The sequence below is a fragment of the Agarivorans gilvus genome, from assembly GCF_001420915.1.
Lineage (GTDB): Bacteria > Pseudomonadota > Gammaproteobacteria > Enterobacterales > Celerinatantimonadaceae > Agarivorans > Agarivorans gilvus.
The window spans coordinates 1,396,019-1,419,340 of the sequence record NZ_CP013021.1 but is presented as its reverse complement, the minus strand read 5'-3'; the positions used below and the strand labels follow the sequence as shown (position 1 = coordinate 1,419,340).

Sequence of the window (23,322 nt, the reverse complement as noted above, 5' to 3'; positions counted from 1 at the left end):
TTAAGATGGGGGCATGCGCCCCCATTTGTGTTTTCAATACTCCTTTGGGAGTGGTATCAGGAGAAGTGTGATGCCTAGAGAATTTAGCCGCCCAGATAGGGTGGCCCAACAAATACAAAAAGAAGTCGCGGTGATATTGCAACGCGAAGTGCGCGATTCTCGTTTGGGCTTGGTGACCGTATCGGCCGTTGAAGTTACTCGAGACCTTGCCTACGCAAAAGTTTTCGTCACTTTTCTAGATGATAGTGATGAGGCAGTAAAAACCAGTCTAGAAGCCTTAGAAGAACATGTGGGTTATGTGCGTCACTTGCTGGCTAAAGCGATGCGCTTGCGTGCGGTACCCGAGCTGCGTTTTCAATATGATGGTTCGCTACGTGAAGGTTTGCGTATGACTGAACTTGCTAGCCAAGCGGTAAAAGATGATCAGCGCAAAGCTGAGCAATCTGGTCGTGATATCGACAAGCCTGAGCAAGAGGGCGAATAATGGGACAGGGCCGCAGAAAAAAGGGGCGCGCTATTGATGGCGTGCTGCTGCTCAACAAGCCAACTGGGGTCTCTTCCAACGGTATTTTGCAACGAGTAAAGCGAATTTATTTTGCGCAAAAAGCCGGTCACACTGGTGCTTTAGACCCCCTTGCGACCGGTATGCTGCCAATCTGTTTAGGTGAGGCCACGAAGTTTTCCCAGTTTTTGTTGGATTCCGATAAACGTTATCAGGTGACCGCGCAACTGGGCGTGCGAACCAATACTTCTGATTCCGATGGCGAAATCGTAGAGCAGCGTGAAGTACGAGTGAATGCCCAAGACATCGAAGCCGCCTTGCAGGCCTTTCGAGGGCCGATTAATCAGGTGCCGTCGATGTTTTCAGCACTAAAGCATCAAGGTAAACCCTTATATGCTTATGCTCGTGAGGGCATTACCATTGAGCGTGAAGCTCGGCCGATTACCGTGTATGAGAATAACTTTATTTCTCTGGAAGGCGATATGTTGACGCTAGATGTGCATTGCAGCAAAGGTACCTATATTCGCACCATTATTGACGATCTTGGTGAAGCTCTTGGCTGTGGTGCCCATGTGGTGAAATTGCACCGCTCCCAAGTTGCCACTTACCCAAGTGAGCGAATGGTAAGCTTGGAGCTGCTTGAGACCTTGCTGGAGCAAGCGCAGCAGCAAGAGATCGCTCCTAAAGACTTATTAGATCCTTTATTATTACCCATGGATAGCGCAGTAGCTCACTTAGCTGAAGTGAATATTCCGCAAGCCTTAGGTGATTACTTGTTACATGGGCAGCCACTACAAATCGCCGGCGCACCATTAGATCAAGTGTTTCGCTTGACCATTGGTGAGCAGCGACGCTTCGTGGGTATTGGCCAAGTTAATGATGATGGCTTAGTCGCGCCCAAACGATTGATTCAAAGTAACGATAGTTAAGCGTCTTGCTTGCATGTACTAGGTACGCGCTATATAATGCGCGTCCTTCATCGCTGAGTTAGTGATTGGCGATGAGTAAATTCACATTTTTAGGAGTTAGTAATGTCACTAAGTAGCGCAGAAAAAGCAGCAATCGTAGCAGAATACGCACGTGCCGAGGGAGACACTGGTTCTTCTGAAGTTCAGATTGCTTTGTTAACCGCACAAATCAACCACTTGCAAGGTCACTTCAAGAAGCACATTCACGATCACCACAGCCGTCGTGGTCTACTACGTATGGTTAGCCAACGTCGTAACCTTTTAGACTACTTGAAGCGTAAAGACCAAGCCAGCTACGCTGAGCTTATCGCAAAATTGGGTCTACGCCGTTAATTTTAACGTCGCCAAGAAGAATACCGAAAGGGAGCCTAGTGGCTCCCTTTTTTGTTGCTTAAAAAAAACGCATAAACAGACGACATAACAAGGTTTTTCGTAAGGATAAAGTTATCTTTTAGCCAGCCATTGCTTTATACTTTGGCACGAATTGAAAAGAGAACATAAATTAAAGGAAATTCACGTGAATCCTATCGTAAAAACGTTTAAATACGGTGAGAATACAGTCACCATTGAAACTGGCGCGCTTGCTCGTCAAGCCACAGCTGCTGTAATGGTTACTATGGACGATACAAGTGTATTTGTATCTGTAGTGGGCAAGAAAACCGCTACACCTGGCCAAGATTTCTTCCCGTTGACTGTTAACTACCAAGAACGTACTTACGCAGCAGGTAAAATTCCTGGTGGTTTCTTCAAGCGCGAAGGTCGTCCTTCTGAAGAAGAAACCTTAATCGCACGTTTGATTGACCGTCCTATTCGTCCATTGTTCCCCGATGGTTTTGTCAACGAAGTACAGGTTATTGCCACCGTAGTATCAGTTAACCCACAAGTTCAACCTGATATTGTTGCGCTGATTGGTACCTCTGCGGCATTAAGCCTTTCTGGCATTCCATTTAATGGTCCAATTGGTGCTGCACGTGTTGGTTACATCGATGGTAATTACATTCTTAACCCAACAACAGAAGAGCTTCCAGAGAGCAAACTAGACCTAGTGGTTGCGGGTACTGAAAGTGCCGTATTGATGGTTGAATCTGAAGCCGAACTGTTGTCTGAAGAAGTGATGTTGGGCGCGGTAATGTATGGTCATGAGCAGTCAAATGCGGTGATCACTGCCATTAAAGAATTATGTGAAGAAGCGGCTAAGCCTGCTTGGGAATGGGAAGCACCTGTTGCCAACCTTGAGCTAAAAGATAAAGTAGCAGCGCTAGCTGAAGCTAAATTTACTGAAGCTTACCAAATCACTGACAAAGCAGAGCGTTACACTAAAGTTGGTGAAATTAAACAAGCGGTTGTCGAAGCATTAACGGCTGAAGATGAAAGTCTTGACCCACAAGATGTGAGTGATGAACTAGGTAAACTTGAGAAAAACGTAGTACGTTCACGCATTATTGCTGGTGAGCCACGTATTGATGGCCGTGAACCAGACATGATTCGTGCGTTAGACGTAATGACTGGCGTATTGCCACGTACCCACGGTAGTGCGGTATTTACGCGTGGTGAAACTCAGGCTTTAGTGACTTGTACCTTAGGTACTGAGCGTGATGCACAGATGATTGATTCACTCACCGGTGTTGAAACTTCTCGCTTCATGTTGCACTACAACTTCCCTCCATACTGTGTGGGTGAAACTGGCTTCATCGGTTCGCCTAAGCGTCGTGAAATTGGTCATGGCCGCTTGGCAAAACGTGGTGTGGCAGCGGTAATGCCAACTAGTGATGAATTCCCATACACCGTGCGTGTAGTATCTGAAATCACTGAATCTAACGGTTCAAGCTCAATGGCTTCTGTTTGTGGTAGCTCATTGGCATTGATGGATGCGGGTGTTCCCATTAAAGCCTCTGTTGCCGGTATCGCCATGGGCCTAGTGAAAGAAGGCGACAAGTTTGTTGTGCTTTCTGACATTTTGGGTGATGAAGATCACCTAGGTGACATGGACTTTAAAGTAGCCGGTTCTTCAGAAGGTATCTCTGCATTGCAGATGGATATTAAGATTGAAGGTATCACTAAAGAAATTATGGAAATTGCCCTTCGCCAAGCGCAAGGTGCTCGTTTACATATTCTTGGTGTAATGGATCAAGCCATTGGTACTTCTCGTGAAGAGATTTCAGAGTTTGCTCCACGCATTCATACTCTGAAAATTAATCCAGAGAAGATCAAAGACGTGATCGGTAAAGGTGGGGCTACTATTCGTGCCCTAACCGAAGAAACTGGTACCACTATCGAAATCGAAGACGATGGCACAGTTAAGGTAGCGGCAACTGATAATGCTCAAGCTCAAGAAGCGATTAAGCGCATCGAGCAATTAACTGCAGAAGTTGAAGCGGGTCAATTCTACCAAGGTAAAGTTGTACGTTTAGCTGACTTTGGTGCCTTCGTTGAGATCTTACCAGGTAAAGATGGCTTAGTTCATATTTCACAAATCTCGCAAGAGCGTGTAGCGAATGTTTCTGACCACTTAACCGTTGGTGACCTTGTTAAGGTGAAAGTACTAGAAGTAGACCGCCAAGGCCGTGTACGTCTAAGTATTAAAGAAGCCGCCGAGCCTAGCGAAGCGCCAGCAGAACAACCTGCTGAATAAGCCTGACTTGTGGTAAGTAAAAACCGGCGTATCGCCGGTTTTTTTATGCCTTTGAGTTAGGAAACAATCAGCTAAGCCCTCTTTCTTGGAAGAGGGTCGCTGGGTACAATAGTTCAACATGTAGTAACTAGGTCAGTGATTTGGAAAATACCGATATAGATTGGATGAATTATGCTTTGCGCCTAGCAGAAAAAGCTGAAGCCCAAGGTGAAGTGCCGGTGGGCGCGATTGTAGTTTATCAAGGTGAAGTGGTGGGAGAGGGCTGGAATCAAACTATTAGTTTAAATGATGCGACCGCCCATGCCGAGGTCTTAGCGCTGCGTCAAGCGGGTGAAAAGTTGGGTAACTATCGCTTATTAGATACCACTTTATATGTCACTTTAGAGCCTTGTTCTATGTGTGCAGGGGCGATGGTTCATGCTCGAGTTAAACGTTTGGTATTTGGTGCTAGCGACTTAAAAACAGGAGCCGCTGGTAGCGTATTTAATATCGTTGATAACGATAACTTAAATCATCGAGTCGCTATAGAAGCCGGTGTTTTAGAAGCAGTGTGCAGTGAGCATATTAGTCGTTTTTTTCGCAAGCGTCGTGAACAACACAAGCTGCGAAAAAAACAACAACGGGGAGACTTATTCAGCGCTGCTGATTAAGCCCATTTCAGACAAAATATAGGAACGTTGTCTTAATAGAACCTTACGATGCTGGCGTGCCAATTGAATACGGCGACGTGGCGATTGAAGGGTGCGTTTCTTTCTTATCATACTATCCTCTCCATTATGTTAGGCAGGACGCTTTACTATTATTAATCTCCATTTCAGATTAAGCATAAAACATGACAGTAATGTGACAAAAAATCAATATTATTCTTCAATTATTGGTGCTGACTTCTAGATCTTCTGACTCTACTGCTTCTTCTAGGGAATTATCCTCTGGATAAGGCGGCCTGTTTTTGATCAGTGCTTCACGGCGCTCAGCTTCTTTCTTCTGTGCATCCAACCATTGTAGACTTTGATAGTACTGACGAATATTATTCACATAATTATAGGCTTCTTGGCCTCTAGCATAGCCGTAACGGGTTTGCTGATACCATTTCTTCTGCATTAGTAGTGGCAGGTTTTCTTTAACATCCACCCAAGCGTCTGGATCGCCGCCTAACATGCGGGTAATTCTTCGAGCATCTAACATGTGACCAAAGCCGATGTTATATGCGACTAAGGCAAACCAAATTTTATCGTTTTCGCGTACGCTATCGGGCACCCGAGCAATGAGCTTCTGCAGGTACTCGGCTCCGCCACGAATGCTTTGCTCGGGATCGAGGCGATTATTCACGCCGACCGATTTAGCGGTGGGTAAGGTGAGCATCATCATGCCACGCACTCCGGTGAAAGACTTAGCGCGAGGCCGCCAATGTGATTCCTGATAAGACACAGCGGCTAACAATCGCCAATCGAGTTGTCCGGCATATTGTTCAAACCAATCTTGATACTTAGGCAGGCGACTTTCGGTGGCGCGTAGGAAGGCGCGAGTATCTACGTAGTCAAAGCGTTGAATATGTCCGAAATAGCGTTCATATAAGCGGGCAATTGCGCCGCTGCTATGTTTGTCACCAATAAATTCGATCACTGCACTATATAAGCTGTCGTCGCGAAAACGATTTAACAACCATACCACCGGGGTATCATTTTCCAGGGTAAAAGCTTCGGCTAAATCAGGATAAAAACGCTGATGTAAGGCGAGGGTGGTATTGTCGACTAAGGCGAAACGAATATCTTCATCAACGATGCTTTTTAATAATTCGCTGCTATCTAAGCGATCAGTTTCTTCGATGCTGAGTTGCGGGTTTTCTTTAATATAAGGTTGCAGCAAGGGTTTATGGTAACTGCCTGAAGTAATCCAAATAGGTGCATCAACTTGACTCATATCGCGAGGTCTAAGGGTATTCTTTTTATAGACCAATTTTGCGTTGACCTGATAAATCTCAGGAGAAAAACGAAAGTTTTCTCGCAGTGCCTTGGTGGGTGAGAGCGCGGCAGCCAACAAGTCAACCTGTTGTTTGTGTAAGCCTCGGTATAATTCCGTTGGGTTATAAAGCGGCACCATTTGTAATTCAACACCCAAGTACTGAGCAAAATCTTCTAAGAGCTCATATTCCAGCCCGGTGGGTTGTTCGTGTTGGTCGTAATAAAATACTTGGGGCTATATAGTGTGCCCACCCGAAGCGTGCCTCGTTGGCGGATTTGCTCTAGTTGGGAAATAAAGGGATTGGGTTCACAGCCTTGCAAGATGAACATAACGAGCAACGTAAGAAGGAGGGTGATGCGTTGCTTGTTTATCATTACAGTGAGTTTCCACGCTATTATTTTTATTCGATTTTATGGATATACGCCGGGCTGTCTAGCATTAAGCTGCGTTTTCCTCACTAAGCTAACGTTTTGTTTACCATTGTCGCAGTTTTTATCTATAATACGCGCAATTTTCCCCCTCCCACCTCCATCTGGAAAAGCGAGCACATAAATATGTTGGTACTACGAGGTGCACCTGCACTGTCTGAGTTTCGAATTGCGCAATTGTTAAAGCGTTGCGCAGAGCAAGACCTTCCCGTTACTTCTATCTATGCTGAATTTATGCATTTTGCTGATATCTCAAATGACTTGAGTGATGCAGAGCAGCAGGTATTAGACAAGTTGTTAACCTATGGCCCTACCATTGCCGAGCATCAGCCAAGTGGTCAGTTGTTATTGGTGACCCCACGTCCCGGTACAATTTCACCTTGGTCTTCAAAGGCCAGTGATATTGCTCATAACTGTGGTTTAGCAACGGTGCAACGTTTAGAGCGTGGTATTGCTTATTACGTGGATAGCAGTGAACCCTTAAGCGAGCAGCAAAACCAAAGTTTAAAAGCACTTATCCATGACCGCATGATGGAAGTGGTATTTAGCGACCTGCAGCAAGCGCAAGCCTTGTTTGAGCACGCTAGCCCTACACCGTTTGAGTCAGTTGATATTCTCTCCGGCGGCCGACAAGCGCTAGAGCAAGCTAACTTAGAGTTAGGCCTTGCTTTAGCCGATGATGAAATTGACTACTTGGTGGATAATTTCAACAAAATGCAGCGTAATCCTAACGACGTAGAGCTGATGATGTTCGCTCAGGCGAACTCAGAGCACTGTCGTCATAAGATTTTTAACGCTGATTGGACCATTGATGGTGTTAAACAGCCCAAGTCGCTGTTTAAGATGATTAAAAATACTTACGAAAACAACAGTGATTACGTACTGTCAGCCTACAAAGATAATGCTGCGGTAATGACTGGTTCGGTGGCTGGACGTTTCTTCCCGAACCCAGAATCTAAACAATACCACTATCATCAAGAAGATATTCACATCTTGATGAAAGTGGAAACCCATAACCATCCTACTGCTATTTCACCTTACCCTGGTGCGGCAACTGGATCTGGTGGTGAAATTCGCGATGAAGGCGCTACCGGTCGTGGTTCTAAACCTAAAGCCGGTATGGTGGGTTTTACTGTAAGTAACTTGCGCATTCCTGGTTTCGAGCAGCCTTGGGAAAGTGCTTTCGGTAAGCCTAGTCGAATTGTTGATGCGCTAGAAATTATGGTTGAAGCGCCACTCGGTGGTGCGGCTTTTAACAACGAATTCGGTCGACCTAATATTCTTGGTTACTTCCGTACTTACGAAGAACAAGTGGAAAGCTTTAATGGCACCGAAGTGCGTGGTTATCACAAACCAATTATGTTGGCGGGTGGTTTAGGTAATATTCGTGAGTCTCATGTTGAGAAAGGCGAAATTCCAGTTGGTGCTAAAATCATCGTATTGGGTGGCCCAGCCATGAACATCGGTTTAGGCGGTGGGGCGGCTTCTTCTATGGCTTCTGGTCAATCAAGTGAAGATTTGGATTTTGCTTCCGTTCAGCGTGAAAACCCAGAAATGGAGCGTCGCTGTCAAGAGGTTATCGACCGCTGTTGGCAATTAGGTGACGCCAACCCTATCGCGTTTATTCATGATATTGGTGCTGGCGGCTTGTCTAATGCTTGCCCCGAGTTAGTGGATGATGGTGGCCGTGGTGGTATTTTTGATTTGCGCAGCGTTCCTAACGATGAACCTGGCATGTCGCCGCTAGAGATTTGGTGTAATGAATCGCAAGAGCGCTACATGTTAGCGGTAGCGCCAGAGCATCTTGAGGTATTTGATGCCATCTGTAAACGTGAGCGCGCACTTTATGCGGTGATTGGTGTGGCCACCGAAGAGCGCGATTTAATCTTACATGATTCGCACTTTAACAATGACCCTATTCGCATGCCGCTAGAGGTGTTGTTGGGTAAAGCGCCGAAGATGCACCGTGACGTTAAAAGTGCAGTCTTTAATGGACCAGCGTTTAAGGCGGACGATATAGACCTAGCCGAAGCGGCTGAGCGTTTATTCCGCTTACCTACAATTGCAGAAAAAACCTTCTTAATTACCATTGGTGACCGCAGCGTAACTGGCTTAGTCGCCCGTGACCAAATGGTGGGGCCTTGGCAGGTTCCCGTCGCTAACTGTGCGGTAACAGCGGCCAGCTATGATACCTATCATGGTGAAGCGATGTCGGTGGGTGAGCGCACCCCGGTGGCCTTGATTGACCACGCAGCGTCAGCGCGTTTAGCTGTAGCCGAAGCGCTGACTAATATCGCAGCCACCAACATCGGTAGTCTTAACCACATTAAACTATCGGCCAATTGGATGTCGGCAGCTGGCCACCCCGGTGAAGACGCTGGTTTATATGCAGCGGTTAAAGCGGTGGGTGAAGAGTTGTGTCCAGCCTTGGGTTTAACTATCCCGGTGGGCAAAGACTCTATGTCGATGAAAACCGCGTGGCAAGATGACGGCCAAGACAAGTCGGTTACCTCGCCATTGTCATTGATCATTAGCGCCTTTGCCAAAGTCGAAGATATTCGCCTCACCGTGACGCCTCAGCTGCGTAACGATGTGGGTGATACCGATCTTATTTTGATTGACCTTGGCCAAGCTAAGAATCGTATGGGTGCATCTAGCTTAGCGCAGGTATACAAACAGCTAGGCAATAAAGTGCCCGATGTGGATTCACCAGAGTTGCTAAAAAGCTTCTTTGATGCGATGCAAGCATTAACCGCAGAACAAAAACTACTGGCTTATCACGACCGTAGTGATGGTGGTTTGTTCACTACCGTGGCTGAAATGGCCTTTGCCGGACATTGTGGTGTGGATATCGCTCTCGACTTACTGGCGGGTGACGATCTTGAAGTGCTATTTAATGAAGAGTTAGGTGCCGTGATTCAGGTGAAAACCGAAGATAAAGAAGCGGTATTAAACCTGTTAGCTGGCCACGGTTTAGCCTCTTGTAGTCATGTGATTGGTGCCTTAAATAGTGATGACAGTATTCGTTTTACTCGTCATGGCAAAGTGGTATTGGCCAATACTCGCACTCATTACCGTGGTATTTGGGCGGAAACCACTTACCAAATGCAAGCGCTACGTGATAATCCGGAGTGTGCTAAACAAGAATTTGAAGCCAAATTTGACGCTGCAGACCCAGGCTTAAATATTGGCTTAAGTTTTGATATTAATGATGATGTGGCGGCGCCTTACATTGTTAAAGGCATTAAGCCAGAAATGGCCATTTTGCGTGAACAAGGGGTTAACTCACATCACGAGATGGCGGCAGCCTTTGACCGAGCTGGCTTTGCTGCGGTAGACGTGCACATGAGTGACATCTTGGCGGGTCGCGTGAGTTTAGATAAGTTTGCCGGCCTTGTGGCCTGTGGAGGCTTCTCTTATGGTGACGTGCTAGGTGCGGGTGAAGGTTGGGCAAAATCGATTTTGTTTAATAGCCGTGCTCGTGAGCAATTTAGTGCCTTCTTTGAGCGTAGTGATTCGTTTGCCTTAGGTGTGTGTAACGGTTGTCAGATGTTATCTAACCTCAGTGAACTTATCCCAGGCGCCGACTTATGGCCACGTTTCGTGCGCAATGAGTCTGAGCGTTTTGAGGCGCGCTTTAGCTTAGTGGAAGTGCAAGCTTCTCCTTCTATCTTCTTAAATGGCATGGCTGGCTCGCAGATGCCGATTGCGGTTTCCCATGGCGAAGGCCGAGTCGAAGTGCGCGACCAAGATCATTTAGATGCGTTGGCCAATAGTGGCACTGTGGCGCTGCGTTATGTAGATAACTACGGTGATGCGACTACGCAATACCCAGCTAACCCGAATGGTTCGCCGCTAGGGATCACCGGTCTGTCGTCTAAAGATGGTCGTGTTACCATAATGATGCCGCACCCAGAGCGGGTATTCCGCACCGTGGCTAACTCTTGGCATCCAGATGATTGGCGTGAAGATAGCCCGTGGATGCGGATGTTCCGTAATGCACGAGTGAATGTGGGTTAAGTTAAGACTCGCGCTTAGTTAACACAAACTTAAAATTGGATCCCTACGCCTTAGCGCGTGGGGATTTTTTTATCTGAGTGAAAGCGGAGCTATCATTCAAATAAAAAAACACCGCCTTTTAAAGAGCGGTGTTTTTATTTGTGTAGTTAAACTTAACTTAGCGCGATAAGTTTAGTTAATGCGCTTGTATTTAATCCGGTGGGGTTGTGCAGCTTCGTCACCTAAGGTCTCTTTTAGCCAAGCTTCATATTCGGTGAAGTTACCTGCGTGGAAGTTGACTTGGCCTTCATCGCGATAATCCAGAATATGGGTAGCGATACGGTCTAAGAACCAACGGTCGTGTGAGATAACCATGGCACAGCCAGCGAACTCTAGCAGGGCATTTTCAAGCGCGCGTAGGGTTTCCACATCAAGGTCGTTGGTGGGCTCATCAAGCAGCAATACGTTGCCACCAGCCTGAAGTAGTTTCGCTAGGTGTAAGCGACCGCGCTCACCACCCGATAACTCACCCACTCGTTTTTGCTGATCGGTACCTTTGAAGTTAAAACGCCCCACATAGGCGCGGCTAGGAATATCCACATTGCCAATTTTTAGGATGTCGGAGCCGCCGGAAACTTCCTGCCATACCGTGGCGTTGTTATCCATGTTGTCACGGAACTGGTCAACACTAGCAATTTGCACGGTCTCGCCGATTTCGATGCTACCCGAGTCAGGCTGTTCGGCGCCAGTTAGCATACGGAATAGGGTGGATTTGCCAGCACCGTTAGGGCCAATAATGCCTACAATGGCGCCTTTGGGAATACTAAACGACAAGTCGTTGATCAGCACTCGGCCATCGTAAGATTTACTTAAGTGATTCACGTCGATCACTTTGTCGCCTAGGCGCTGAGCGGCAGGAATAAATAGCTCGTTGGTTTCGTTACGGCTTTGGAAGCTCTGATTATTCAGCTCTTCAAAACGCGCCATCCGAGCTTTGCTTTTGCTTTGACGGCCTTTAGCGTTAGAACGTACCCACTCGAGTTCTTTTTGAATCGATTTCATGCGGGCTTTTTCTTGCGAAGCTTCTTGAGTTAAGCGCGCTTCTTTTTGCTCTAGCCAAGATGAGTAGTTACCTTCCCATGGGATCCCTTCGCCACGGTCTAGTTCGAGGATCCAGCCGGCTACGTTGTCCAAGAAGTAACGGTCGTGGGTAACCGCGACTACGGTACCTTCGTAATCGTGAAGGAAGCGTTCTAACCAGGCCACCGATTCGGCGTCTAAGTGGTTGGTGGGTTCGTCGAGTAATAACATATCGGGCTTTTCTAGCAATAGGCGACATAGCGCTACACGGCGACGCTCACCCCCTGATAGTTTGTCGATGGTTTGCTCCCAATCCGGCAGGCGTAAGGCATCGGCGGCGCGTTCTAACTGGTTGTCCAAACTATGCGAATCGTGAGTCGCCAAAATCGCTTCTAATTCACCTTGCTCTTGCGCGAGGGCATCAAAGTCGGCATCGGGCTCGGCATAGGCTGCATACACTTCATCGAGTCGAGTTTGGGCATTTTTTACTACTGCTACGGCTTCTTCTACTACTTCGCGAACGGTTTTGTCTAAATCCATTTGCGGTTCTTGAGGCAAGTAACCGATTTTAGTGCCAGGGTTAGCACGCGCTTCCCCTTCAATTTCGGTATCAATGCCTGCCATAATACGTAGTAAGGTAGACTTACCTGCGCCGTTTAAACCTAATACACCAATTTTGGCGCCCGGAAAAAAGCTCAGAGAAATGTCTTTAAGGATGTGCTTTTTCGGGGGCACGATTTTGCCTACGCGGTTCATCGTGTAAATAAATTGGGCCATGCGCCTTTCCTCAAATTGCAAATAAGTAATGTGGCTTTAGCAAGCTGGGATGCTAAATACCAAAAATTATAGTTTGTAATGATACTGGCTTCGTTCAGGGAAGCTAGCTTTGCAGCAGAGTTTATCTGTTTGTTTTTTGATGTTAAATAGTGAATTGTCAGGCATTGCTATTTGGCTTGTTCGCTAAGTGGTGTCCACAGCTTAATTAGTCGAATTTTAAATAGCTTAATGGTATGTTGCTGTCATCACTTTTAACGCCATGGAAAAAATGAAACCACTATTGTTTATCTGCTTTGCTTTCAGTTTAGCCTTTAGGGCATCGGCCATTACCTACGATCTTCCTGATGACGGCAGTCGTCTGCTCGGTGAAAACCAAGTTCATCAAGTGCAACAGGGGGAAACCATAGCGCTGATTGCCGAGCATTATGGTGTAGGGTTCTTGGCTCTTATGGCGGCAAACAAGGGTGTTGACCCATTTTTACCAGAAGTGGGTAGGCAGCTGTTGATCCCTACTCAAATCCTCTTGCCCGATGTAGAGCGTAAAGGTGTTGTGGTTAACCTAGCTGAGTTACGTCTTTATTACTTTCGACCCAATGGCACACAAGTTGATGTATTGCCGATAGGCATTGGTAGAATTGGCCGAGAAACACCGGAGATGTCCACTTATATTAGCCAAAAACGGGAAAACCCGACTTGGACACCCACTCAGAATATCCGTAACGAATATGCAGCCAAGGGAATTATTTTGCCGCAGGTGATTCAGGCCGGGCCAGAAAATCCGCTTGGTGAATATGCTTTGCGCTTAGCTTACGGTAGTGGTGAATATTTAATTCATGGCACTAATAAAGATTTTGGGGTAGGCCTACGAGTGAGCTCTGGCTGTATTCGCCTGTTCCCTAATGATATCGAATATCTGTTCTCGCAAGTGGATGTTAAGACGCCGGTGCGGATTATTGATCAAGCTATCAAACACTCGGTTGAGCCTAGTGGTGAGTATTTGTTAGAAGTGCACCAGCCCTTAAACCGTAGCCAGCAGGAAGTACAGCAGGCAACGACTTTAAGATTGAGTCGAGATAATATTAAATTTATTACTCAAGCCGGCGTTGATTCGAGCATTGTTAATCAAGCCTTGAAGAGTCAGCAGGGAATAGCTTTGCGGGTTGGGCTTAAGCAAGGATAAAAAAAAGGTGATGCTCAGCATCACCTTTTTTCATCGCAAATATCTATTACTTGGTGTAAGAAGATGCGATGTTGTCGATACGCTCGTTAGCGCGCATCGCTTCAGCTTTTGCTTCATCAGCGCTCATTTGAGCAGATTTTACATCGCTGCTTAAAGAGCTTTGCTCTGCGCGAAGTGCTGCTACTTCATTTGAAAGAGCGTCAACTTTGTCGCTTAATGATTGTACGTTGTTTTCTAGAGCGGTAGTGTTTGAACAACCCGCTAGTAAAATGGTAGAAGCAATAGCGCCTGCAACTAAAACCTTATTCATGATAAGTCCGTCCTTTTTATTCAATTCTAACGATAGTAAAAATCGTCAATTCATTTTAAGCAAAGCTGGCCACTGCAATTAGTGAACCGCTGGTATTGATTATGGCTCAATCTATACAAGCTGCAAGTCTTAGTTAGTTAAACTAAAGGAAAAATTAGGCATTTACAAATATTTAAGCGCTACTGATAACATTATATTAACAAACCCTGTCTCACATTAGAGACAGTTTTGCAGATTTTTGATGATTAAGCTTACTGGCAGCTAATTTGGGCTTGCTGGTTTATTTGGGCAAATTCGGCGCGGCGATGTTGCTCATTTTTATAGCGTAGCGGTAGGGCCCGAACAATAATTAAATAGTCGCCTTTTTGTTGTTTCTCTGCTGCACTCAAACTCGTAAATTCCCGCTCGCTTAGCGCCACCACCGAACTGACTTTCTGCCCGTGTAAACGTTGTTTAACGCGTGAGTAGGTGCCTTGTCTTTGTTCTATATGAAAGTTACCTACGGTATGCATGATTTGTTGGCCACTGTTTAAGGCATGCTTAGCAATGGATTCTGCCATGGTGTCATCCCAAGCTAACATTGCAATAAAGTGGTTTTGAGTTTGCTGTTCATCGCCGTGGTGGGCATTGCCAAATAGTCGTTGCCGGTAGGCTGGGTCCTCTATGGTAAAAGTCTCAGCAAGCTGCTGGCGTTGATTACTTGGAAGTTGCTGTAAATAGTCGAGCCCTTGTCGGCCTAAACAGCGAACATGCTTTCTCGGCGCATTGGCTGCAATAATCTCGAGTTGCTGTTGTTTGGCAAATTCAACCAAGGGACGATAGTCAGAGCGATAGTTATCCCAAGCCTTAGTTTGTTTGACTAACCATTCTTCGCCAATTTGTTCATCGAGGTATTGGTTTAATACAGCTTGTTGGCTGCGATCAAATTGTTCCATGGATAAGCTGAGCTGGTGGTTTTGCTGATAAAGCGCGGCAAACAGGCGCAATTGTGCTAAGTGAATCGCCGGATGAGTATGGAATTCCCCAAATAAGACGACTTGTGAGTCGGCTAGTTGCTGGGCTAGCTGCTTGATGTTGTCAATTTCTTGTTGATTGCTTGGGTCGTACAATTGAAAGTCATAATAAGTGTTGAGTGTTGTTTTCTTGGGAATGTTTGCTGGGGAAGGGACTGCACTACAGGCACTTAAGGTTAAACTTATGATTAGTATGAAAAAGCGAAAAGCCATAGCGAATACTCTTTGGTTAAATGATAATTATTATCATTTTATGGTTATGTGGTTTGAAAAGTCACCTTTTATTGAACGTGAATTAATTTCATATTGTTTAAAGCGGTCTTCGAGAAAATTGCAAACAGCTGATGGGCTGGGCACACTGCACAGGGAACGCGTTAGTAAGATTGTAGCCTTGCTAGAGAAGCCTAGAGATGGCGGAAAATATTACTGTGATCTAACAGGGAGTCAGGTTAGAATGCGCCTTCGCAAAATCACCCACCAACATGTAACAAAAGAGTCAGGAGATACTGATGTTAAAGCGTGATATGAATATCGCCGATTACGATGCCGAATTATGGCAAGCCATTACCAACGAAGAAGTTCGTCAAGAAGAGCACATTGAGCTGATCGCTTCTGAGAACTACGCCAGCCCACGAGTAATGGAAGCGCAAGGCTCTTACCTTACTAATAAGTATGCAGAAGGTTACCCTGGCAAACGTTACTACGGTGGCTGTGAGTATGTAGATAAAGCTGAAGTGCTGGCTATTGAGCGTGCTAAGCAGCTATTTGGTGCGGATTATGCCAACGTACAACCGCATGCTGGTTCTCAAGCTAACTCTGCCGTATTTATGGCACTACTTAATGCAGGCGATACCGTATTAGGCATGAGTCTAGCCCACGGTGGCCACTTGACACACGGTGCGAGTGTTAGTTTTTCGGGTAAAATTTATAACTCGGTTCAGTACGGTATTAACCCTGAAACCGGTGAGATTGATTACGCCGAAGTTGAGCGCTTGGCTCAAGAGCACAAGCCTAAAATGATTATTGCTGGTTTCTCAGCTTACTCTGGCATTGTTGATTGGCAGCGTTTCCGTGATATCGCGGATCAAGTTGGCGCTTATTTGTTTGTTGATATGGCACACATTGCCGGTCTAGTGGCTGCCGGTTTATATCCAAACCCAGTACCGATTGCTGATGTAGTGACTACCACTACTCATAAAACGTTGGCTGGTCCACGCGGTGGTTTGATCTTAGCGCGTGCTAACGAAGAAATTGAGAAGAAACTTAACTCTGCAGTATTCCCTGGCGGCCAAGGTGGTCCTTTAATGCATGTCATTGCGGCTAAAGCGGTGGCCTTTAAAGAGGCAATGGAGCCTGAGTTTAAGCAATACCAACAAAATGTCTTAGACAACGCCAAAGCGATGGTAGAAGTGCTACAGCAACGAGGCTACAAAATTGTTTCAAATGGCACACAGAACCACCTGTTCTTGGTTGATTTAATCGACAAAGACATTACTGGTAAAGATGCGGATGCGGCTCTAGGGCGCGCTAACATTACCGTTAATAAAAACTCGGTACCTAATGATCCACGTTCACCATTTGTGACCAGTGGTTTACGTATTGGTACTCCTGCTATCACTCGTCGCGGCTTAGATGTGGCGGCCTCTAAAGAGCTAGCGGGTTGGATCTGTGACGTATTAGATAATTTACAGGATGAAGCGGTAATTGAGCGTGTGAAAGGCCAAGTACTGGCACTTTGTAAGCGTTTCCCTGTTTACGGATAAGTATTAGTAGTTAGCCTAGGGACTAGGCGCTAATTGAATAAGAAAGGAGGCTTAGGCCTCCTTTTTGTGTTTTTATTGTAGCTTTTTTGGATATACAAGTTTGTTAAGACTAGCAACTTGCTAAGGAGGGAGTAGACTGGTTTGTTGATGGTTAGGTCAATACTTGGTATTGAATTTGCAACAACGAACTAATTAATTTACGAGTCAAATTTTCGGCATTGCTGGCAATTTGAATAAACAAAGAGAGAATAAAGATGGATTTGAATCCTATTGCTAATGCAAAACGACAAGTGATTGTGCAGTTCCTTATATGGGGAGGCTTTATTGTTTTAGTCTTACTTTAGTGTTTATTACAGGTACTTCCTGGCAATGGAATTGCCAAGGTTCTGGCCTCTGATTGCAGACCTTATGGGCTTGTTTACTTCGTTGTCCCGTTAGACCCTTCACTTGATTTAGTGTTTGCCTGACTCTGTCTCAATAGCCACTACCTAGTGACTCATCTGAGCATTTCTACTCTCTAGTGTTATTCCCGCTCTGGCTGATTATTCGCTGTTGTTTTCCGGCCGCTATTTACTTCATATAAAATGTTTATAATTCAGTCGATTAATATTTGGCAATTGACTGTTTATGTTCCCTGATGGATTGTAAGGCATCCTTACAATTAAGGCCTTTAGTGACAAACTCAAAAAATGACTCTAATCAGATTATTCAAGCATTAAAGCTTGCCCAGCCTGTACCTGAAGCGGCTTAGCGGCTAAAATCGCCGCATATTCGTTTAAGGATTTAGCTATGTATTGTCCATTTTGCTCTGCTCATGAAACTAAAGTTATCGATTCTCGGCTGGTTGCCGATGGGCATCAGGTGCGACGTCGTCGTGAATGTTTGGAATGTCATGAGCGTTTCACCTCATTTGAAATTGCTGAGTTGGTCATGCCCAGAGTCATTAAAGGCAATGGCGTGAGAGAACCCTTTGACGAAGATAAATTGCGCGCCGGTATGATGCGGGCTTTGGAAAAGCGTCCGGTGAGCGTAGACCAGGTTGAGCAAGCGGTGAACAAAATCAAATCGCAATTACGCGCCACCGGTGAGCGAGAGGTGGAAACTAAGTTTATTGGTAATATCGTAATGGAAGCCTTAATTAGCTTAGATAAAGTGGCTTATGTTCGTTTTGCCTCGGTTTACCATTCTTTTGAAGACATTAAAGAATTCAGCGAAGAAATCGCCAAGTTGGAAAAGAAGTGAGTTTTAGTATTGATGACTGCCATTATATGGCCCGTGCCATCAGCTTGGCTAAACGAGGACGTTATACTACCGCTCCAAACCCCAACGTGGGTTGTGTATTAGTAAAAGATGGCCAAGTTATTGGCGAAGGCTACCACCGTAAAGCGGGTGAAGGTCATGCTGAAGTTAACGCAGCAGCCGATGCCAAGGCTCGCGGGTTTAGCCTTCGAGGCGCCACTTGTTATGTGACCTTAGAACCTTGTAGTCATGTTGGTCGCACTCCGGCTTGCGCAGATATGCTAGTAGAGCAAGGAGTCGCTGAAGTGGTGGTGGCCATGGTTGACCCTAACCCTCAGGTGGCTGGCCGAGGTATCGCTCGTTTACAGCAAGCAGGCATAACCGTACGTAGTGGCTTAATGGAGCAAGCCGCACGCGAGCTTAACCCAGGATTTTTAAGCCGAGTTGAGCGTAAACGCCCCTTTATTCGGCTTAAATTGGCTGGCTCCATCGATGCGAAAACCGCCTTGGCTAATGGAGAGAGTAAGTGGATTACTTCGGCCTATGCTCGCAGTGATGTACAACGTGAGCGTGCGCTTAGCCATGCGATTTTATCCACCTCGGCTACGGTGATCCGCGATAATGCCAGCCTAAATGTGCGTTATGCTGAGCTCGGTAGCCTAGCGGAGCTGCTGCCGGAAACCGAGCTGCGTCAGCCGATTCGCATTGTTGTAGACCGCCAGCAGCGTTTGTCGAAAGCGTCAAAACAGTTAAATATTTTTAAACAACCGCAAAATTTGTGGTTGGCTAGCGCTCAGCATCAAATTGGCTTGCCGGCGGCTAAACAATTGCAAGTTCGCGCAGATGATGATTTGAGCGCATTGATGTGGCAATTAGCTGAAGCGGAAATAAATGATCTTTGGGTTGAAGCAGGAGGTAAATTTGCCGCCGCTTTAATTGAACAAAACTTGGTAGACCAGCTGATTTGTTATCAAGCGGGTTTACTGATGGGAGCCGATGCGCAGAGCTTGGTTGATGTAGGCGGTTATACTCAAATGTCTCAGCTAAATTCTTGGAGTTGTCTTGAAACGCGGCGTATTGGCCCCGACATAAAGACTATCTGGATCCCACAATAATCGAGCACAGCAAGATGTTTACAGGAATAGTAGAAGCTCTCGGCACCATAAAAAGTGTTGATAAACGCAGTGGCGACGTTCGCTTGAAAATCGCTTGTCCCACTTTGGATATGTCAGATGTGCATCTGGGTGACAGCATTGCGGTAAGTGGTATTTGTTTAACCGTGGTTGAGTTTGGCCAAGATTATTTTTGCGCCGATGTTTCCACAGAAACGCTAAGTTTAACTTCACTGGCCAAGTGTAAGCAGGGCGATGGCGTTAATCTTGAAAAAGCCATGTTAGCCACCAGTCGTTTTGGTGGACACATTGTTAGCGGTCATGTTGATGGCCTAGCTGAAGTCACCAGTATTAGCCCCAGCGCGCGCGCCGTTAATATTTGGCTAACAGTGCCAAATGAATTAGCTCGCTACATCGCCCACAAGGGCTCGGTTACGGTAGATGGTATCAGCTTAACGGTGAATCAGGTGGAGCAGCAGCAGTTGCGTCTAACGATTATTCCACATACAGCGGAGCAAACCACCATTGCCAGTTGGGTGGTGGGCCAAAAAATTAACCTAGAAGTGGATGTTATCGCCCGTTATGTTGAACGGCTTATTGGTTACGCTGAACAGCCTCAAACTTCTAAAATTAACAGTGCATTCCTAGCACAGCATGGCTTTATTAAGTAGCTGGCTTAAAATGTTGAAACAACAAAAAATACGCCTCAAAGGTAAGTAAGGTTGCTATGTCATTAAGCAGTATCGAAGAAATTATTGAAGATTTACGTCATGGTAAAATGGTGGTTCTCATGGATGATGAAGATCGTGAGAATGAAGGTGACTTGATTATGGCGGCCGACATGGTAACGCCAGAGGCCATCAATTTTATGGCAACTTACGGCCGAGGTTTAATTTGCTTGCCGATGACCAAACAGCGTTGTCAGCAATTGAAATTACCCTTAATGGTAGACGTTAATACCGAACAGTTCGCCACCAATTTCACCGTATCGATTGAGGCGGCGCAGGGAGTGACAACCGGCATATCGGCTGCCGACCGCGCTAGAACCGTGCAGGCCGCGGTAGCACGTGATGCTAAACCCAGTGATATTGTGATGCCGGGACATATTTTTCCTTTGATGGCACAAGAGGGTGGGGTATTAACTCGCGCTGGCCATACTGAGGCAGGTACCGATTTGGCTCGTTTAGCGGGGCGCGAACCAGCCGCCGTGATTGTTGAGATTTTAAATGAAGACGGCACCATGGCGCGCCGCCCCGATTTGGAAAAGTTTTGTCAAAAGCATGACTTAAAAATGGGCACCATTGCCGACTTGATTGAATACCGTAACAATAACGAAACCACCATCGAGCGGGTTTCTGAATGTCACATGCCAAGCCGTTACGGTGACTTTAAGTTGATTACTTATCGCGATACCATCGATCAAAAAGTGCATTTTGTGATGCAGGCTGGGGAGGTTGACGCCAATCAGGCGACCTTGGTGAGAGTGCACTTGCATAACCCATTCAGTGACTTACTAGGCAGCGATCGAGCCGGGCGAATGAGCTGGCCGATTGATAAGGCCTTGGAAAAAATTGCACAGGAAAATGGTGTGATGGTGTTATTAAGCACCGATGATGATGCCGATAATCTGCTTGAGCAGGTGAAAGCTTTTGCTTTGGAAGACCGCGGTCAAACACCCAATAAAAAACAGCAGCAAGTTGCCTCGCGCACCGTGGGGGTGGGCTCGCAAATCTTGGCTGATTTAGGCGTAAGTAAAATGCGTCTGCTGAGCTCACCAAAACGCTATCATGCGCTTTCCGGTTTTGGTTTAGAAGTGATTGAATATATCGACCAAGAATAAGCCTAGGCGTTTAATAATTTTAATAAGGGTCAATTGAATTAGTTGTGCTAGAATGGCGCGATTTTTTTGATGGACTCAAAGAAAAGGCAGAATCAAGTATGAAAGTAATCGAAGCAAATTTAGCGGCGCCAAATGCGAAAGTCGCCATTGTGATAGCACGTTTTAACAGCTTTATTAACGAAAACCTGTTGTCGGGTGCCGTTGATACCTTAACCCGTCAAGGTGGCGTGAATGATGACAACATCACGGTAGTTCGAGTACCTGGTGCGGTTGAAATTCCCTTAGCTGTTAAGCGTATTGCTGCTAGTAAAAAATACGATGCTATTATTGCTTTGGGTACGGTAATTCGTGGTGGTACATATCACTTCGAATTGGTGGCTAATGAATGCCATAAAGGTTTGGCGCAGGTGATGTTGGAATACGATATTCCAGTGACCTTTGGCGTATTAACCACTGAGTCTATCGAGCAAGCGATTGAACGCGCTGGCACTAAAATGGGTAATAAAGGTACCGAAGCCGCCCTAAGCGCTTTGGAAATGATTAACTTAGTTAGTCAGATCGAAGTTTAATTTGAGGATCTCTCTGTGAAACCAGCTGCACGCCGTAAAGCGAGGCAATTTGCTACTCAAGCAATTTATCAATGGCAAGTGACCAAGGACAGCGTTGCTAACATCGAACATCAGTTCTTAAGCGAACAGGATATGAGTAAAGCTGATGTTCCGTACTTTTCTACTTTGCTCACTGGTGTAGTTGGCAATAGCGAAAAACTTGATGCGGCAATGAGCTCTTCATTGTCACGTAAGCTAGAAGAACTGGACATTGTTGAACACGCCATTTTGTTGATTGGTGTCTATGAACTATTAATGGTAAGTGACGTACCACCTAAAGTGGTGATTAACGAAGCCATCGAGCTGGCTAAATCATTTGCCGCAGAAGATAGTCATAAGTTTGTTAATGGTGTGCTAGATAAAGTACTTCGCCTGCAACAGCTCAAGTCTTAAATAATGCGTTCTCAATCATCCTTGGGTGAATTTGACATTATTGAGAAGTACTTCCGGCAAAGCTCACCACGCCAAGACGTTTTACTGGGCGTGGGTGATGACGCTGCGCTGGTTGCTGCACCTGAAAATAGTCAAATTGCTATTTCAACCGATACACTGGTTGAAGGCATTCACTTCTTCCCTGATATCCCTCCTCGCGCCCTAGGGCATAAAGCTCTCGCGGTCAATTTAAGCGATATGGCGGCGATGGGAGCAGAGCCACGCTGGGTTACTTTAGCGTTGACCTTACCCGAAGTGAATGAACCTTGGTTGGCACAATTTAGTAAAGGCTTTTACGACTTAGCCGAATATTTTAATGTTAGCCTGATTGGTGGCGATACTACTAAAGGGCCGCTAAGCATTACCGTGACGGTTCATGGCGTTGTGCCTAGCGATAAGGCCCTACGCCGCAACGGAGCTAAACCCGGCGATTGGATCTACGTTACTGGTAATTTAGGTGACTCGGGTTTAGCCTTAGCTCACTTACAGCAACAGCTGAGCTTAACCCCTCAGCAGCTAGAGCTGTGTTTGAAACAACACTATTTCCCTCAACCCCGAGTATTGGCGGGTTATGGCTTACGCGATATAGCTTCGGCAACCATCGATATTTCAGACGGCTTAGCCAATGATTTAAGGCATATTCTGCGTCAAAGTGGCTGTTCCGCGAGTCTAAAATTAGAGCAGCTACCGCTTTCAGAAACCATGACCGAGGCGGTAGGCTTAGATCAAAGCTTTCAACTGGCGCTTTGTGGTGGAGAAGATTATGAACTCTGCTTTACTGTACCGGAGTCAAATAAAGGCTCGGTGAATACTTCCCTTTCGTATAGTGGCGTGCCTTTTACCTGCATTGGTCAGCTGGCTTCTGGCCAGGGAGAAATCAAGCTACAGTATCAAGGCAAACCCTATCAATTCGACCCCTCTGGTTGGGATCACTTTAACTAGTTTTCGTTATAGAGCAGCACTATGGATAAGGCTTTAGCCCGTTTAAGTTTGCGTAATCCTTTGCATTTATGCGCCCTCGGTTTAGGCAGTGGTTTAAGCCCCAAGGCTCCAGGTACCGCAGGTACTGTGGCGGCTATCCCCTTATATTTATTGTTGGCTCAGTTACCGCTTAGCGGTTATTTGCTGGCCTTAGTAGTCAGTTTTGTATTTGGCGTATGGTGCTGTCAAAAAGCCAGCGATGATATGGGCGTGCATGATCATGGCGCGATTGTTTGGGATGAGTTTGTAGGTTTTTGGATCACCATGTTACTGGTGCCCGTTTCGCCGCTTAATATTTTGTTGGGTTTTCTGTTATTCAGGCTGTTTGATATCGTGAAGCCGTGGCCGATAAAAGTTTTGGACAAAAAAGTTCACGGTGGCTTCGGCATAATGATAGATGACGTATTAGCTGGCGTTTTCGCGGCAATATCGATGCAAATAATTTTGCTCGTCCTTAATTAGTCACGCATTCCATCTGCATTTTTATATTTGTATG

General features: G+C 46.0%; 22 protein-coding genes. 17 read left to right on the top strand and 5 right to left on the bottom strand.

The window, feature by feature from the left end; all coding sequences use genetic code 11:
- The first annotated feature begins 70 nt into the window (after positions 1 to 70).
- The 5 genes from rbfA to tadA all read left to right on the top strand — a co-directional run bounded on the left by rbfA (position 71) and on the right by tadA (position 4,752).
- Positions 71 to 484 (top strand): 30S ribosome-binding factor RbfA, encoded by a 414-nt coding sequence (gene rbfA, locus AR383_RS06675; RefSeq protein WP_055732431.1) that lies wholly within the window; start codon positions 71 to 73, stop codon positions 482 to 484.
- Positions 484 to 1,431 (top strand): tRNA pseudouridine(55) synthase TruB, encoded by a 948-nt coding sequence (truB, locus tag AR383_RS06670; protein WP_055732430.1) that lies wholly within the window; start codon positions 484 to 486, stop codon positions 1,429 to 1,431. The genes rbfA and truB overlap by 1 nt, the downstream gene beginning before the upstream one ends.
- A gap of 102 nt (positions 1,432 to 1,533) precedes the next feature.
- The gene (gene rpsO, locus AR383_RS06665) at positions 1,534 to 1,803 is read left to right on the top strand and encodes a 30S ribosomal protein S15 (protein ID WP_055732429.1); all 270 of its coding nucleotides are present in this window, start codon (positions 1,534 to 1,536) and stop codon (positions 1,801 to 1,803) included.
- Positions 1,804 to 1,987: 184 nt separating this feature from the next.
- Positions 1,988 to 4,102 (top strand): polyribonucleotide nucleotidyltransferase, encoded by a 2,115-nt coding sequence (gene pnp / locus AR383_RS06660; RefSeq protein ID WP_055732428.1) that lies wholly within the window; start codon positions 1,988 to 1,990, stop codon positions 4,100 to 4,102.
- A gap of 140 nt (positions 4,103 to 4,242) precedes the next feature.
- On the top strand, positions 4,243 to 4,752 hold the full coding sequence (gene tadA, locus AR383_RS06655; protein ID WP_083481522.1) for a tRNA adenosine(34) deaminase TadA: 510 nt from the start codon (positions 4,243 to 4,245) through the stop codon (positions 4,750 to 4,752).
- Here the strand turns inward: tadA and AR383_RS22435 are convergent.
- Positions 4,732 to 4,863 (bottom strand): hypothetical protein, encoded by a 132-nt coding sequence (locus AR383_RS22435; protein ID WP_257720936.1) that lies wholly within the window; start codon positions 4,861 to 4,863, stop codon positions 4,732 to 4,734. The genes tadA and AR383_RS22435 overlap by 21 nt on opposite strands.
- Positions 4,864 to 4,969: 106 nt before the next feature.
- The gene (gene mltF, locus AR383_RS06650) at positions 4,970 to 6,256 is read right to left on the bottom strand and encodes a membrane-bound lytic murein transglycosylase MltF (RefSeq protein ID WP_198150238.1); all 1,287 of its coding nucleotides are present in this window, start codon (positions 6,254 to 6,256) and stop codon (positions 4,970 to 4,972) included.
- Between the two features lie 362 nt (positions 6,257 to 6,618).
- On the opposite strand from mltF, the gene purL reads away from it, so the two are divergent.
- The gene (gene purL, locus AR383_RS06645) at positions 6,619 to 10,512 is read left to right on the top strand and encodes a phosphoribosylformylglycinamidine synthase (RefSeq protein WP_055732425.1); all 3,894 of its coding nucleotides are present in this window, start codon (positions 6,619 to 6,621) and stop codon (positions 10,510 to 10,512) included.
- Positions 10,513 to 10,683: 171 nt separating this feature from the next.
- Here the strand turns inward: purL and ettA are convergent, their stop codons facing one another.
- On the bottom strand, positions 10,684 to 12,348 hold the full coding sequence (gene ettA, locus AR383_RS06640; protein ID WP_055732424.1) for an energy-dependent translational throttle protein EttA: 1,665 nt from the start codon (positions 12,346 to 12,348) through the stop codon (positions 10,684 to 10,686).
- A 268-nt stretch (positions 12,349 to 12,616) separates the two neighbouring features.
- On the opposite strand from ettA, the gene AR383_RS06635 reads away from it, so the two are divergent.
- Positions 12,617 to 13,528 carry a L,D-transpeptidase family protein gene (locus AR383_RS06635; RefSeq protein ID WP_198150213.1) on the top strand — a complete coding sequence of 304 codons (912 nt, stop codon included), beginning with the start codon at positions 12,617 to 12,619 and terminating at the stop codon, positions 13,526 to 13,528.
- Between the two features lie 46 nt (positions 13,529 to 13,574).
- Here AR383_RS06635 and AR383_RS06630 read toward each other — a convergent pair whose 3' ends face one another.
- Both AR383_RS06630 and AR383_RS06625 read right to left on the bottom strand, forming a co-directional pair.
- Entirely contained in the window at positions 13,575 to 13,838 is a 264-nt protein-coding gene (locus AR383_RS06630) for an Lpp/OprI family alanine-zipper lipoprotein (RefSeq protein ID WP_055732422.1), read from the bottom strand.
- A 251-nt stretch (positions 13,839 to 14,089) separates the two neighbouring features.
- Positions 14,090 to 14,947 (bottom strand): ChaN family lipoprotein, encoded by an 858-nt coding sequence (locus AR383_RS06625; protein ID WP_188407327.1) that lies wholly within the window; start codon positions 14,945 to 14,947, stop codon positions 14,090 to 14,092.
- Between the two features lie 88 nt (positions 14,948 to 15,035).
- On the opposite strand from AR383_RS06625, the gene AR383_RS06620 reads away from it, so the two are divergent.
- The 10 genes from AR383_RS06620 (at position 15,036) to AR383_RS06575 (ending at position 23,288) form a co-directional block, all read left to right on the top strand.
- A complete protein-coding gene (locus AR383_RS06620; protein WP_157051657.1) occupies positions 15,036 to 15,374 on the top strand; it encodes a hypothetical protein in 339 nt (112 codons plus the stop codon).
- Positions 15,361 to 16,614 carry a serine hydroxymethyltransferase gene (glyA, locus tag AR383_RS06615; protein ID WP_055732419.1) on the top strand — a complete coding sequence of 418 codons (1,254 nt, stop codon included), beginning with the start codon at positions 15,361 to 15,363 and terminating at the stop codon, positions 16,612 to 16,614. The genes AR383_RS06620 and glyA overlap by 14 nt, the downstream gene beginning before the upstream one ends.
- A 789-nt stretch (positions 16,615 to 17,403) precedes the next feature.
- Positions 17,404 to 17,856 carry a transcriptional regulator NrdR gene (nrdR, locus tag AR383_RS06610; protein ID WP_055732418.1) on the top strand — a complete coding sequence of 151 codons (453 nt, stop codon included), beginning with the start codon at positions 17,404 to 17,406 and terminating at the stop codon, positions 17,854 to 17,856.
- Entirely contained in the window at positions 17,853 to 18,968 is a 1,116-nt protein-coding gene (gene ribD, locus AR383_RS06605) for a bifunctional diaminohydroxyphosphoribosylaminopyrimidine deaminase/5-amino-6-(5-phosphoribosylamino)uracil reductase RibD (RefSeq protein ID WP_229711119.1), read from the top strand. The genes nrdR and ribD overlap by 4 nt, the downstream gene beginning before the upstream one ends.
- A gap of 14 nt (positions 18,969 to 18,982) precedes the next feature.
- Positions 18,983 to 19,636: a riboflavin synthase gene (locus AR383_RS06600; RefSeq protein ID WP_055732417.1), complete on the top strand. Its 654-nt coding sequence runs from the start codon at positions 18,983 to 18,985 to the stop codon at positions 19,634 to 19,636.
- 56 nt (positions 19,637 to 19,692) lie between these two features.
- The gene (gene ribBA / locus AR383_RS06595; RefSeq protein WP_055732416.1) at positions 19,693 to 20,805 is read left to right on the top strand and encodes a bifunctional 3,4-dihydroxy-2-butanone-4-phosphate synthase/GTP cyclohydrolase II; all 1,113 of its coding nucleotides are present in this window, start codon (positions 19,693 to 19,695) and stop codon (positions 20,803 to 20,805) included.
- Between the two features lie 98 nt (positions 20,806 to 20,903).
- Positions 20,904 to 21,374: a 6,7-dimethyl-8-ribityllumazine synthase gene (gene ribH / locus AR383_RS06590; protein WP_055732415.1), complete on the top strand. Its 471-nt coding sequence runs from the start codon at positions 20,904 to 20,906 to the stop codon at positions 21,372 to 21,374.
- A 15-nt stretch (positions 21,375 to 21,389) separates the two neighbouring features.
- Positions 21,390 to 21,806, top strand: coding sequence for a transcription antitermination factor NusB (nusB, locus tag AR383_RS06585; RefSeq protein WP_055732414.1), 417 nt, complete (start codon positions 21,390 to 21,392; stop codon positions 21,804 to 21,806).
- A 3-nt stretch (positions 21,807 to 21,809) separates the two neighbouring features.
- Positions 21,810 to 22,787 carry a thiamine-phosphate kinase gene (gene thiL / locus AR383_RS06580; RefSeq protein WP_055732413.1) on the top strand — a complete coding sequence of 326 codons (978 nt, stop codon included), beginning with the start codon at positions 21,810 to 21,812 and terminating at the stop codon, positions 22,785 to 22,787.
- A gap of 21 nt (positions 22,788 to 22,808) precedes the next feature.
- A complete protein-coding gene (locus tag AR383_RS06575) occupies positions 22,809 to 23,288 on the top strand; it encodes a phosphatidylglycerophosphatase A family protein (protein WP_055732412.1) in 480 nt (159 codons plus the stop codon).
- Positions 23,289 to 23,322 lie beyond the last annotated feature (34 nt).